The organism is Methylobacterium komagatae (genome assembly GCF_042661665.1).
GTDB lineage: Bacteria > Pseudomonadota > Alphaproteobacteria > Rhizobiales > Beijerinckiaceae > Methylobacterium > Methylobacterium komagatae.
The window spans coordinates 5255482-5268460 of the sequence record NZ_JBHSWN010000001.1; the positions used below are offsets into that span (position 1 = coordinate 5255482).

A 12979-nucleotide genomic window follows, 5' to 3' on the forward strand; every position below is an offset into this window, starting at 1 on the left:
ACGGATTCACCGCCAGGGGACCACCGCGTGGGGTACGCGGAGGCTTTGCCTCTGGGGCGACTCGCTGCCCGGACTCCGCTTGTCTCAACGAACTAAGTCCGTTCGCGCCGAATGACGAGTCGCTTTGCGTCCGTCGATCACACTTCCGTGCGCGGGATCACCCCGTTCGTCGCTCAGGAGCGGACGATGCCGTGAGCCTTGATCCGGGAGGCGAGCGTCGTCGGCTTGACGCCCAGGAGTTCCGCCGCGCCGCCGGGCCCGAACACGCGGCCACCGGTGATCGCCAGGGCCGCCTCGATTTCCGCCCGGTCGCGGGTACGTCGCTCGTTCTCATTCGGCGGACGCGCGGCGGGTGCCACGCCCGTCGCGACCGGCCCTGTCCGCAGACCGGCCTCCGTCTCCGGCAGATCGAGACGCAGGCGGCCCCGCGTCGAGAGGATGACCGCCCGTTCGATGGCATTCTCCAACTCGCGGACGTTTCCCGGCCACGGGTAGCGGCACAGGCGGCGGACATCCCCCTCGGTCAGGCGAGGTTCCGGCACCCTGAGCCGACGAGCGGCCGCCTGCAGGAAATGCTGCGCGATGGGCGCGATGTCCTCCGGCCGTTCGCGCAAGGGCCGGACCTGGATCGGGAAGACGTTGAGGCGAAAGAACAGGTCTTCGCGGAAGCGCCCCCGGCGGACCTCCGCGCCGAGATCGCGATTGGTGGCGGCTACGAGGCGGACATCGACCGCTCGCGTCCTCGCCTCGCCGATGCGTTCGAAGACGCGCTCCTGAAGCACGCGCAGGAGCTTGCTCTGAAGATCGAGGGGGATCTCCCCGACCTCGTCGAGGAACAGCGTGCCGCCATCGGCCAGTTCGAACCGCCCAATCCGGTCGCGGATGGCACCGGTGAAGGCCCCCTTCGCATGGCCGAAGAACTCGCTCTCGAACAGGTCGCGCGGAATGGCGGCGCAGTTCACGCGGATCAGCGGACGGCCGCTGCGTCGGCTCGCCTCGTGGATCGCCCGCGCAATCAACTCCTTGCCGGTGCCGGATTCGCCGGTGATCAATACCGTGGCGTCCGTGCCCGCCACGAGATCGACCTGCCGCAAAGTCGCTTCCGTCGCTGGCGAGGCGCCGATGATGCCCTCGTGATGGCGGGCCGCTCGGATTTCCTCCTTGAGATAGGCATTTTCCTGTTCGAGCCGCTCGCGCAGGAGACCGACCTCGGCGAGCGCGCTCTTCAGCTTCGCCTCGTCCTCGCGGCGCTGGCTGATATCGCGGAACACGATCACCGCCCCGAGCAATTGGCCCCGGTCACGGATCGGCGTCGAGGTGTACTCCACCGGGAAGGCCGTACCGTCGGCGCGCCAGAAGACCTCGTCGTCCACCTTGTGGACCGCCCCGTCGCGGAAGGCCGCGTAGATCGGGCAATGGCGGTGCGGGTAATGCGATCCGTCTGCGTGGGTGTGGTGGACGCTGGCGTGCATGTCCTTGCCCACCAGATCGCTCGCCTTCCAGCCGAGCATGCGCTCCGCGGCCGGGTTGACGAAGGTGGTGACCCCCTCGGCGTTTACCCCATAGATGCCCTCGCCGGCTGCCCGCAGGATCAACTGGTTGCCGCGCTCGATATCGCGGAAGATCCGCTCCATGCGCTGCCACTCGGGGAGGCCTGCGCGCATATACGCATCGGCCTCGCCATCGACCTGCCGCCGCTGCCTTTCCTCAAGATCGATGAGCGTCACGAGGAGACGTTGTGATGGGCCGGAAAGAGTTGATCCCTCCGTCTCGACCCTCAATGTCCGTCCTTCCGCATGACGGGGGACGAGCGCCTGCGTCCACCATCGTCCCTTGGCGAGGGCCGCCTGCGTGAAGACCGTGAGCGCTGCGAGCTGGCCTGGAAAGAGGTCGCTCGGGCGAGATCCGCGTAACCCATCGCGGGGAGTGCCGAGCATCCGCGAGGCCGCCGGGTTGGTGTCAATCACCCGGTCCTCGCCCGGGTCGATGACGAGCATCGCCTCAGGGGCTTCAACGAAAACTACGCCGAGGCTAGCTGATGGTAGGCTACGATTTTTCGTCATTCCGCAACGATATCTCGTCTGCTACGAAAAGTCGTGTTCAGGGAGAGAACGCTAAGTCATTGTTTCGAGATGTCTTTATCCCCCACTTCTTCCTGGCACGCCGATTGCCAACCTCCAGCGTCCTGCCCCGGCAGACCGGGCGTTGTGTGGAGGAAGGCCGATGAAGCGCGAAGACCTCACCGAGAAGCTTCTCGACATCAAGCGCGAGAAGGGCTGGAGCTGGAAGTACATTCACGAGGAGATCGGCGGCCTGTCGCCTTTCCTGATCACCGCCGCCTGTATGGGGCAGATGAAGCTGCCCAAGGCCCAGGCGAAGCGCGCGGCCGAACTGTTCGGCCTGACCGAGGCCGAGGAACGCATGATCAACGAGCCGCCCTACCGCGGCTCGATCCCCTCCATGCCGCCGACCGATCCGCTGATCTACCGGTTCTACGAACTGGTGATGGTCTACGGCACGACCTTCAAGGAACTGATCCAGGAAGAGTTCGGCGACGGCATCATGTCGGCCATCGATTTCAACATGGAGATGGCCCGCGAGGCCAACAACAAGGGCGATCGCGTCAAGCTCAGCATGTCCGGCAAGTTCCTGCCGTACAAGTATTATGGCAACGACGAGGACACGCCGGAATACGGTTTCAAGGAAGGCTGATCCTTCCATTCGGCCGATGCGCGAAGACGCGTATCGGCCGAACCCTACGAATTCCTTTGCGCGGCTCGAGCCTTCGCATCCTGCACGGCCCGCCGGAGAATGCGAGACAGATCCGCGACGGAATAAGGTTTGCGCAACAGGTCGAACCCATGTGTGCCATGGGCCGCGAGCACGTCGCTGTAGCCGGAGGTGAGAACCACCGGAAGTTCGGGGCGCCGCCGCCGGATTTCTTCCGCCAGTTCCACGCCGTTCATGCCGGGCATCACCACGTCCGAGAACACGACCTCGAAGCGGAAGGGCACCCGTTCCAGCTCGATGAGTGCCTTACTCGCATCCGTGACCCACACGGTGGAATAGCCGAGTTCGCTGAGCGCCTGCTCGGCGAAGGCGCCGACGTCGAGATTGTCTTCCACCACAAGAACGCAGGTGCCGTGCCCCTCGGCCAGCGGCTCGGGCTCAGCTGCGGGGTCGCTCACCTCCGCATCGCTGACGCGGGGAAGGAAGAGGGTGAAGATCGTGCCCTTGCCGACCTCGCTCTCCACGATGATCTCGCCACCGGATTGCTTGGCGAAGCCAAACACTTGGCTGAGGCCCAGGCCCGTGCCCTGGCCCACACCCTTGGTCGTGAAGAACGGCTCGAAGATGCGTTCCAGATTCTCGGGCGGGATGCCCGCGCCCGTATCCGCGATGGCGACCGCAACGAAATCGCCGCGCTGCCGTGGATGCGCTCTCACGGCTGGAATATTCATCGCCCGATAGAGGCGGATATGAAGGTTCCCCTCCCCCGCCATGGCGTCACGCGCGTTGACGACGAGATTGACGAGTGCCGTATCGAACTGGCTCGGATCGGCATTCACATGCAGATCGCGCTGCTCTTCGCCGGGTAGATCGAGGGTGATGTTCACCCGCGCGCCGGTCAGCGTGCGCACCATGTCGGCCACCGCCGCCACGGCGCGATCCACCGCGAATGTCTCAGGCCGAAGTGCTTGCCGCCGGGCGAAGGCGAGCAACTGGCCCGTGAGCTTGGCCGCTCTCTCGACCGTGTCTGAGATCGCACCGACATAACGTTGGCGACGTTCCTCCGCGAGGCCCGGCCGCTTCAGCAGGTCGGTCGATGACTTGATGACGGTCAGCAGGTTGTTGAAGTCGTGCGCGACGCCGCCCGTCAGTTGGCCGACGGCTTCCAGCTTTTGGGATTGGCGCAACTGCTCTTCCAGCGCCCGGCGCTCGGTAATATCGCGACCCGCGGCGTAGAAATGATCGCCGGTCGGAAAGCCGTTCCACGACATCCAGCGATAGGTTCCGTCCTTCGCGAGAAGCCGCACGTCGATATCGTCGACGGCTTCGCCCTTGCTGATCGTCTCGAAAGCGTGCGCCGCTGTCGCGCGATCCTCCGGATGCACTAGGGCATCGAAACGCTGGCCAACGATCTGATCGAGGGACCAGCCCAGCATTTCCGTCCAGGCTGCGTTGGCCTTCCGAAAATAACCGTCGAGGCCGCACACCACGAACAGGTCGCGGCTCGCTCGCCACACCATGTCTCGTTCGTCGGTACGCTGCTGTGCGGCGTCTTCGAGATGCCGTTCGAGGCGGCGGCGATCCGTGATGTCGTTGAATAGGATGGCGACCCGGTGCAACTCGGGTTCGCCGACCCGCAAGGCGTGCACATCGAACCAGCGGCCCATCGAGACGGCGCCGCTTTCGAAGCGGATCGCAGTCCCCGTCCGCGCCACATCCCCATAGGTCTCGAGCCAGAAGGGTTCGAGATTGGGCACGACGTCGCTTACCCATTTCCCGGCGACGTTCGTGAGGCCGGACTGCGTCGCGAAAGCCGGATTGACCTCGATGAAGCGGTAATCCACCGCGCGCCCCTCGGCGTCGAAGCGCAACTCGACGATGCAGAAGCCGCTATCGACGGCACCGAACAAGGCCCGGTAGCGGGACTCGCTTTCGGCCAGCACGCCCTCGGCGGTGCGGAAGCGGGTGACGTCGAGTTGGCTCGCGAAAAAGTAGCGAAGGTCGCCGTGCGCGTCGAAGACCGGGCTTATGTACAACTCGTTGCGAAACGGCGTGCCGTCGCGATGGTAGTTCAAGAGCTCGACAACGACGTCGCGTCGCCCGGCGATCGCATCACGGACTTTCGCCACGTCTGCCGGGTCGGTGCCGGGGCCCTGCAGGAATCGGCAATTGCGGCCCAGCAATTCCGACGCGTCGTAGCCGCACAGGATCTGGAACGCCCGGTTAGCGAAGACGATCGGGTTATCCGGCAGGTTGGGATCGGTGATGATCTGCGGCATGCGGGTCTTTTCCGCTGCCGTGAAGAGAAGCTCCGGCGATGCGGCCGAGGTGCGTTGGCCGGCCTCCGGGCGACGCAGGCCGCTGGCCCGCTCGGCTTCGAGCTTCGCGATCCGCTCCTCGAGCTCCCGCTCGCGCTGCCTTAGCCGTTCGATCTCGGCGTCCATGGTCCCCTCATCGCTGGCGTCGATAAACGGGGAGCCAAGAGGGGGCAACGTCCGAGGTCATACCAATTATCGATTCCCCCCCCGGTTGCCTCGCCTATCGGGCAAACTCCATTTCGGGCCGGTGTGGTGGATGGAAAGGGTTCGCTCGCTACACTGTCCCGGAGGGTACGGGCCGCCTGTCAGGCGACCCGGCTCGCGAGACAAACGGGGGTTTTGGAATGGAACGGCGTCGGTTCATTGCTGCGGGTATGATGGCGGGTCTCGCGACCAGCGTGGGGGCGTCGGCAAAGGCCGCCGAGCACGACCATTCTCACGACCACGGCTCGACCACAGCTGCTGGTGGACACAACCATCCGCCGATCTACGCCGCCTTGACGAAGGCGAGCGGCGATTGTGTCGAAACCGGGCAAGCCTGCCTGAGGCACTGCTTCGGCATGATTGCGATGAACGACACCAGCATGGTCGCCTGTATGAAGTCGGTGACCGACCTCATTCACGCCTGCACGGCCCTGCAATCCATGGCCGCACTCAATTCGCCCCACACCCGCGCGATGGCGCGGGCGGTCGCGGAAGTTTGCACCGCTTGCGAGACGGAATGCAGCAAGTTCCCGGACAATGCGGAGTGTCGCGCGTGCCGCGATTCCTGCCGCGCCTGCGCGGCAGAATGCAAGAAGATCGCGGCGTAGGTTTCGCGAACACGGTCTGATCAACGAAAACGGCGAGGCTCGCGCCTCGCCGTTGTGCCGGTGCCGAAGTCCGGCGCCGTCATCGGGTCATCACAGTCCGATCAGAACTCCTGCCGAACCGATGGCGGTCATGACGAGACTTCCGGCGAAGACGGTCGCCATCGCGTAAGAAAAGAACTTCAGCATGATTGTCTTCCTCTCGGCTCAGCAGCGGTTGCCGCCGCTGGTCTGGCCGTATTGCTTCACGGGGAAGTTCTGCTGATTGGCGTTGCCTTCGGCAGCCGAACTCATCGGGCAGGTCGCGGGGTTCCGGTCGAAGCCTGCGCCGAAGGGGGCAGAAAGCGAGCCGGTGGTCTCGACGTCGTAAGGGGTGAGCCCCGTCCAGGCGGAACGATCGGTGGCCATGGCGGACGAGATCGGAGCGGCGCCAAGGATGAAAGCGGTGACGACAGCGGCGATACGGGTCTTCATGGTCTTTGCATACTCCTTACGCAATACAGTCCGAGTGGTTCGGCCTATTCCCTCTTGCGTGATTCCAATATAGGGACGATTTTTCCGGAGCAGCGTGCTTCCGCACACCCGGCGGCTGGGATTAAAGCTTGTGCGGTTCTGCCCAAGCTTCCGCCGCGGTCGGAGCGTTGCGCTGGCCGGATACAGGCGGCACACTCGGCCACGACACCGTGGAGGCAGTTCATGGTTCGGTGGGTCCACAGGCTTCGGCTCTGGCTCTGGCGTAGACAGGAAAGAGCTTTGGCGCGCGACTGTCGGCCCTCGGGAGCGAGCAACGGGGATTGGATCGCGGCGACTGTCGCAGCATCGGCCGGAGGGACAACCTGCGGCCACAACGCCTCCTATTCGAACTTCGCAGGATTCTGATGGGCTGGCGCGCCGGGTCCGCGCGCCAGCACCAAGGCCATTGATTACTTCGCGGGTTTGGCGCTCGTGGTGCTGCCGGTCGTCTGTGAGGATGCGGTTCCGGCGCTCGAGGCCGAAGCTTGCGGAACGGCCACCGCGTCGATCACATCGAAGCGCATCCCGTCCTGCGCCGACTTCAGAACCGCGTTCGCCTCATAATACTTGCCCTGCCCGATCAGCGAGGAGGCCTGATCGATATCCGCGACCGTCTTGTTCAGCGGCAGAACGGCCATCGTGAAATTGACGTCGACATGGGCGAGCTTCAGCTTCTCCAAGGCACCCTTCTGGTCGCCGTGGGCGAGCTTGGAATTCGCCTCGGTGACCGCCGACGCCTTCGCGGGCGTGGCGACGAAGTCGTCACCCAGGGTCAGTTGTGCATCGACAGGCACCCACGCGACCTGCTCCTTGGATGTCGGTTTGGCGTCGGTGGCCGAAGCCTGAGGCTTTGCCTTGTTTGCGAGGTCGGCCGGGGTCTTCAATTCGGCTTCCGCCTTCGTGAACACCGTCTCGTCCGTTTTCACCTTGGAGAAGGCGGCCTGCGCCTTGGCGATCATATCCTTGGCCTGGGCCGGATTGGCCTCGAAGATGGCGAGCCGGGTCATCTGGAGATCCCGAAAGCCCTGCGCGCCATCCTTCGAAAGCTTACCGACATCCCGGTCGATGGCGGTTTGCGAGGAAGTGGTCTGGTGCTGCGTCATCTGCTCGGCGGCGAAAGCGGTGCCGCAGAGCGCGGTCGTCAGAACGAGTGCCGCAGTCATGGATTTCCAGTAAGACATCTTCCTATCTCCATTTTATCTGCGGGATGAAAGGCTTCGTTTTGCTTAGGCCAAATTCATTCCGTGTTCAGATAATAGATCTGGAGACTGTTGGTCGCATGTCCGATTGATTAAAACGCCGTAATGCAGGCTCTGCGCCGCCGATCCCCTCGGCGGGGTCACCGGCTCATTTCATGCAGGCATCCTCCGCCTTGGTGAAGGCAGCGGGCTTGGGCTCGTGGTCGGATGGGCGGTTGCGGCCGAGCGCGCCGTCGGACCGCGCCCGCAGATAAGTGTATATGTCGGGCAGGTAGCACATGACGTTCCGGTTATCGCCGAAAGCGGGCATGACCAGTTCCTGCGAGGCGTTCACATCCTTCTTGCCGCCGACGACGACGCCGGCAAAATGCGCGTAGTCCATCCCCTTGAGGGCATCGACAAGGGACGGCGCGTAGGTCGAGCCCATGCCATCCGGTCCATGGCACACGATGCAATTGGAATTGTACCGGACGTAGCCTGACATCGTGTACCAATCGACCGTCTTGCCCCCATTGGTGACGTGGTAGGTCGGATCGCCATTCTTGTCGGTATATTGTCCGTCCTGAAGTTTGGCGGGCTGTGTCGGCCCCTCGCTTTTCAGATCCCCATTGGTAGCCGCGAGGGTCGTTCCCGCGCCGAGCGCGCAGGCGGCGAGAGCGGCGAAAATGCCGATGCCATGACGCATGATCGAACTCCTCCCTGTCGGCCCATCGCCGACGTGGGACAACTGTCATCGATCATGATGGCGCTGCGGGTAGGACTTCACGTTGTCGCGAAGCAGTCACGCTGAGCCGCGGTCAGCCTCAGCCCCTCCCAAACGCAGGTCAGCCCTACCGAAACAAGGGCCGCCCCTTCGCTATGAAGGAAAGGACACCACACGGTGACCGGCACTGAACGGCCAGAGCTGCTTGATGACCCTTGTCGACCATTCCAACACGACCCCGCTCGACGCGGAGGTCGCGGCAACGGCTGCGCCGTCGAAGGCGGCGCCCGGAAGCAACCCTACCTTGGTGCTCTTGGCCCTCGCCATGGGCGGGTTCGCCATCGGCACTACAGAGTTCGCAGCGATGAGCCTGCTGCCGGACTTCGCGCCCGATCTCGGCCTCGATCCACCCACCGCCGGACATGTGATAAGCGCCTATGCCCTTGGGGTCGTCGTCGGCGCGCCGGTGATCGCCGTGCTGGCTGCGAAGGTCGCCCGGCGGACGCTCCTCATCGGTCTCATGTGCCTGTTCGCCGTGGGCAATGGACTCTCGGCCCTGGCGCCGACCTACGGGTGGATGCTGGCCTTCCGCTTTCTCGCGGGCCTGCCCCACGGCGCCTATTTCGGGGTCGCAGCCCTTGTTGCGGCCTCGCTCGTACCGCGTGAACGCCGCTCGCAGGCCGTCTCGCGCGTGCTTCTGGGATTGACCATCGCCACCGTGGTGGGGGTGCCGCTCGCCAACGGCATCGGCCAGTTCGTGGGGTGGCGCTGGAGCTTTGGCCTCGTGGCCTTGCTTGCTCTGCTCACCGCCGTCCTCGTGCGCGTTCATGCGCCTCTTGGGGAGCCGGCGGAGGGGGCGAGCCCCCTGCGTGAACTCGGCGCACTGAAACGCGGGCAGGTCTGGCTGACCCTGGCCACTGGCGCGATCGGCTTCGGCGGGCTGTTCTCGGTCTACACCTACCTCGCTTCCACGCTGCTGGACGTGACCCACGCGTCTCCCGCCGCCATCCCGGCCGTCCTGGCTGTGTTCGGGCTCGGCATGACGATCGGCAATCTCGTCTGTGCCTGGGCGGCCGACCGAGCGCAGATGCCTGCCGCTGGAGCGACCCTGGTGTGGAGCGCGGCGGCTCTCGCACTCTATCCCTTCGCCTCGGCCAGCCTGTGGACGCTGACGCCGACGGTGTTTCTCATCGGCTGCGGTTGCGGGCTCGCTACCATCCTGCAGACGCGCCTCATGGATGTCGCCGAAGACGCACAGACCCTCGCCGCCGCGCTCAACCACTCCGCGTTCAACGTCGCGAATGCTCTTGGCCCATGGCTCGCAGGCTTGGCGCTCGCCGCCGGCTTCGGTCTCCCCGCAACCGGATGGGTGGGCGTGGCCTTGGCGCTCGGCGGTCTCGCGATCTGGTCGATCTCCGTGTTGCTCGAACGACGGTCCCAAGCAGCCCGCGCGATCGATATGGAGAGAAGCGAAGCCGCGCCGTTGGGATACAAAATGCGCGACTAGACTTGGCTCCAAGATGTACCTTTGGAGGAAATGATACAGATGATACCAAACTGGGGTTGGTATAGATCTGGCATGAGAAATATGACATGATTTAGAAGGAAGACAGTTTATAGCCTCTCTAAAACAGTTTGAAAAAGTTGCGGACTCGCGTACACGTTGCTGCAGAAGCGTGAGTGCGACGTGACCCGTACGTTGTGATGTCCCGCCCTCTCCGCTTGGTCAGTCGATTGGCTCGGTGAAGCATCGGGGCGGTTGTGAAGTCGATCCAAGCCTGGAATTCTGGGAGAGCGCGCGCGAAACTCGCTCTGCCGATGCGGCAGACGCTGGCTTTGGCCGTCCTGGCGATAGGCTTGGCATCGACCCTCGCTCTGGCTGGGATCATCGGCGAGACCGTACGGGTCCGGATGGAGCGGCAGATCGGCATTTCGCTGGTCCGCCACGGGACGCTCGTCGCAGCCACCCTCGATCGGGGGCTGTATGACCGCTGGCGCGATCTCGAAGTGACCACAGCCCTGGACGCGGCGAAACTGATCGAGGGGTCCGAGCAGGACCGGATGGCGGTCCTCGATCGCGCGCTCGCCAGTCATAGCGATTTCGTCTGGGTCGGCTACGCGGATCGGGGGGCATCGTACGAGCGGCGACCCAGGGACTCCTGGTCGGCCGGGATGTGAGTGATCGATCCTGGTTCGCCGAGGGCTTCAAGACCCCGTATGCCGGAGATGTGCACGAAGGCCGTCTCCTTGCGGAAGCGCGTGGCGGCCAACGGAACGAAGTCCTGCGCCTATTGGATCTCGCCGCGCCGGTGAGGGACGCAGCCGGTCAGACCGTCGGCGTTCTGGGCGTGCACTTCTCTTCGAAATGGGCCTCGACGGTCGAGGAAAGCCTTCGCTCCTCGCTTCAAGCCGAACTTGCCGGCGCGGAGGTACTCATCCTGTCTCGCGACGGGACCGTGCTCCTCGGGCCCCCCTCCGAGATGGGCAAACCCCTAGCCGGATCGGTTTTACCGCCGGCGAACGGCGCTGCCCAAAGCATCCTGAGTCAGGATGGACGCACTTTCCTCTCCGCAATGCTGCCGACGCGGGGCTATCGCAGCTTCCACGGTCTCGGTTGGTCGGTGCTGGTGCGGCTGGATGAGTCGGTCGCCCTCGCCCCAGCCGCCGATCTCAGACGCGACGTGCTGGCGAGGGGCATTCCCCTGTCTCTCGTCGCTGCGGTCCTGACCTTCATGCTGGCCGACATTCTCAAAAGGCCGCTCGACCAGTTCCGGTCGGCCACGGCTGCTTTGGGACGGGGCGAAGCGGTGATCCGTCCATCGGGGCTCTTCGATGAGCTTCGCCAGATCGGCGATGCCCTCGACGCGGCCTCCGCAAACCTCCGGGAGCGCGAGGCGCGCCTCAACGCTGAAAAGTCACGCCTCGCCTTCGCCCTGGAAGGCGCCAATGACGGTATCTGGGATTGGGACATCGTCAGCGGGAACGTCTGGTTCAGCCAGCGATGGCTCGACATGCTGGGTTACCGGTCCGGAGAGCTCAAGGAGCATTTCTCGTCCTGGGAACGCCTCGTCCATCCGGAGGATAAGGACGCCGTCTTGGCTGCCCTGGACGAGCACCGCCGGGGTGTCAGCCCCTTCTACCAAGCCGAGCACAGGCTCTGGCACAAGGAGCGCCGCTGGATCTGGGTACTGACGCGCGGCAAGATCGTGGAGCGGGATTCGAGCGACCGGCCCTTGAGGGCCGTGGGCACGCATACCGACATCACCGACCGCAAGGGCGTAGAGGAAGCCCTCGCGGCGAGCGAAGCGCGGTTCCGCACTCTGTTCGAACGAGCGCCGATCGGCATCGCCGATGTCACGCTGGGATGCCGGTTCAGCGCGGTCAACGATCAGTTCTGCGGGATCGTTGGGTACGACCGCAGCGAACTGATCGGCAAGACCTTTCAGGAGATCACGCACCCCGACGACGTGGCGGCCGACACGGCGCAGGTGCGAGACCTGCTCGCGGGCCGCATTCCTCACTACGATCTGGAGAAGCGCTACATCCGCAAGGATGGCCGCATCATCTGGGCGTATCTTGCGGTTTCCCTCGTGCGCAACGAACAGGGCAGGCCGTCCTACTTCCTGTCGAGCATCAAGGATTGCACGGCACGCAAAGAGGTGGAGCATCTGCTTCAGGTCGGCGAAAGTTTCACCCGCAGCGTGGTCGAAAGCAGCGCCGATTGCATCAAGGTTCTCGATCTGGAGGGACGGATCCAATTCATCAATGGTCTTGGCCTCTGCGCCATGGAGATCGCGGAGTTCGATACGGTGCGCGGTGAATTCTGGGCCGAATTCTGGCCCGAGGCGGCTCGCTCGGATATCGACCGCGCCATCGCGGGCGCCAGAAGCGGCTCGCGGGAGAGGTTCGTCGCGTTTTGCCCGACCATGAAAGGCACGCCGAAATGGTGGGACGTGTGTGTGACGCCCGTGCTGTCCGCCGACGGACGCCCGGAACGCCTGCTCGCGATATCGCGTGAGATCACGGGCCTCAAGCAGGCGGAAGAGCGGCTTCATCTGATGATGGGCGAGCTCAACCATCGCGTGAAGAATCTGTTCGCAACGGTGCAGGCGATCATGCGTCTCAGCGGTCGGGCGGGAGACGACGTCTCCGCCTACAAGGCACGGATCCTCGCGCGGCTGACCACCCTGGCGCGAACCAACGAGATCCTGTTCCGCGCCAGCTGGAACGGAGCAAACCTGCCAGAACTGCTCACTGCGGAACTCGAAGCCTTCAGCCTTGATGAGCGACTGGCCCTCGGCGGCCCGTCCGTCGCGTTGCAGGCCGCCCAGGCCGTCCCGATCAGTCTGATCATCCACGAACTGGCCACCAATGCCGTCAAGCACGGCGCGCTCTCCGTGCCCGAAGGAACCCTAGCCCTGGCTTGGCGCGTCGAAGAATGCGGATTGTTCCGGAGGCTTGTCCTGACATGGACGGAGCGCAACGGGCCGCCCGTGACGCCGCCGGAGCGGAGGGGTTCGGCACCCGCCTCATCCAAGATGGGCTGGCACGGGAACTCGGGGGGAGGTCGTGCTGGATTATCGACCTGAAGGATTGTCGGCGTCGCTGACCATCCCCCTTGCCTGACCGAACCGTCCGGCTTTCAGCACCATCAGCGAGAAGGCGCCTTCGCCGGAGACGCGATCACCAAGCAACGGGATGTCCGCG

10 protein-coding genes are annotated in these 12979 nt (G+C 64.4%); 5 read left to right on the forward strand and 5 right to left on the reverse strand.

What is annotated here, in order from left to right; translation table 11 throughout:
* Positions 1-173 precede the first annotated feature (173 nt).
* Positions 174-2063: a sigma 54-interacting transcriptional regulator gene (locus tag ACFQE0_RS25845; RefSeq protein ID WP_378974803.1), complete on the reverse strand. Its 1890-nt coding sequence runs from the start codon at positions 2061-2063 to the stop codon at positions 174-176.
* A gap of 160 nt (positions 2064-2223) precedes the next feature.
* Between ACFQE0_RS25845 and cynS the strand changes: the two genes are divergently transcribed.
* On the forward strand, positions 2224-2712 hold the full coding sequence (cynS, locus tag ACFQE0_RS25850) for a cyanase (protein ID WP_378974805.1): 489 nt from the start codon (positions 2224-2226) through the stop codon (positions 2710-2712).
* Between the two features lie 44 nt (positions 2713-2756).
* On the opposite strand, the gene ACFQE0_RS25855 is transcribed toward cynS, so the two are convergent.
* Entirely contained in the window at positions 2757-5174 is a 2418-nt protein-coding gene (locus ACFQE0_RS25855; RefSeq protein ID WP_378974807.1) for a PAS domain S-box protein, read from the reverse strand.
* Positions 5175-5392: 218 nt separating this feature from the next.
* Here ACFQE0_RS25855 and ACFQE0_RS25860 point away from each other — a divergent pair, with 218 nt between their 5' ends.
* On the forward strand, positions 5393-5860 hold the full coding sequence (locus ACFQE0_RS25860; protein WP_378974809.1) for a four-helix bundle copper-binding protein: 468 nt from the start codon (positions 5393-5395) through the stop codon (positions 5858-5860).
* A gap of 204 nt (positions 5861-6064) precedes the next feature.
* On the opposite strand, the gene ACFQE0_RS25865 is transcribed toward ACFQE0_RS25860, so the two are convergent.
* From ACFQE0_RS25865 to ACFQE0_RS25875, 3 genes are all read right to left on the reverse strand, one after another.
* The gene (locus ACFQE0_RS25865; protein WP_378974811.1) at positions 6065-6331 is read right to left on the reverse strand and encodes a hypothetical protein; all 267 of its coding nucleotides are present in this window, start codon (positions 6329-6331) and stop codon (positions 6065-6067) included.
* A 449-nt stretch (positions 6332-6780) separates the two neighbouring features.
* Positions 6781-7551: a YfdX family protein gene (locus tag ACFQE0_RS25870; protein WP_378974813.1), complete on the reverse strand. Its 771-nt coding sequence runs from the start codon at positions 7549-7551 to the stop codon at positions 6781-6783.
* Positions 7552-7717: 166 nt separating this feature from the next.
* Complete coding sequence (locus ACFQE0_RS25875; protein ID WP_378974815.1) at positions 7718-8254, reverse strand: c-type cytochrome, methanol metabolism-related; 537 nt, start codon at positions 8252-8254, stop codon at positions 7718-7720.
* A 226-nt stretch (positions 8255-8480) separates the two neighbouring features.
* Here ACFQE0_RS25875 and ACFQE0_RS25880 point away from each other — a divergent pair, with 226 nt between their 5' ends.
* From ACFQE0_RS25880 to ACFQE0_RS25890, 3 genes are all read left to right on the forward strand, one after another.
* Positions 8481-9779, forward strand: a complete 1299-nt coding sequence (locus ACFQE0_RS25880) for an MFS transporter (RefSeq protein ID WP_378974817.1) — start codon at positions 8481-8483, stop codon at positions 9777-9779.
* A gap of 311 nt (positions 9780-10090) precedes the next feature.
* The gene (locus tag ACFQE0_RS25885) at positions 10091-10450 is read left to right on the forward strand and encodes a hypothetical protein (RefSeq protein ID WP_378974819.1); all 360 of its coding nucleotides are present in this window, start codon (positions 10091-10093) and stop codon (positions 10448-10450) included.
* Positions 10447-12861 carry a PAS domain S-box protein gene (locus tag ACFQE0_RS25890; protein WP_378974821.1) on the forward strand — a complete coding sequence of 805 codons (2415 nt, stop codon included), beginning with the start codon at positions 10447-10449 and terminating at the stop codon, positions 12859-12861. The genes ACFQE0_RS25885 and ACFQE0_RS25890 overlap by 4 nt, the downstream gene beginning before the upstream one ends.
* Positions 12862-12979: the final 118 nt, after the last annotated feature.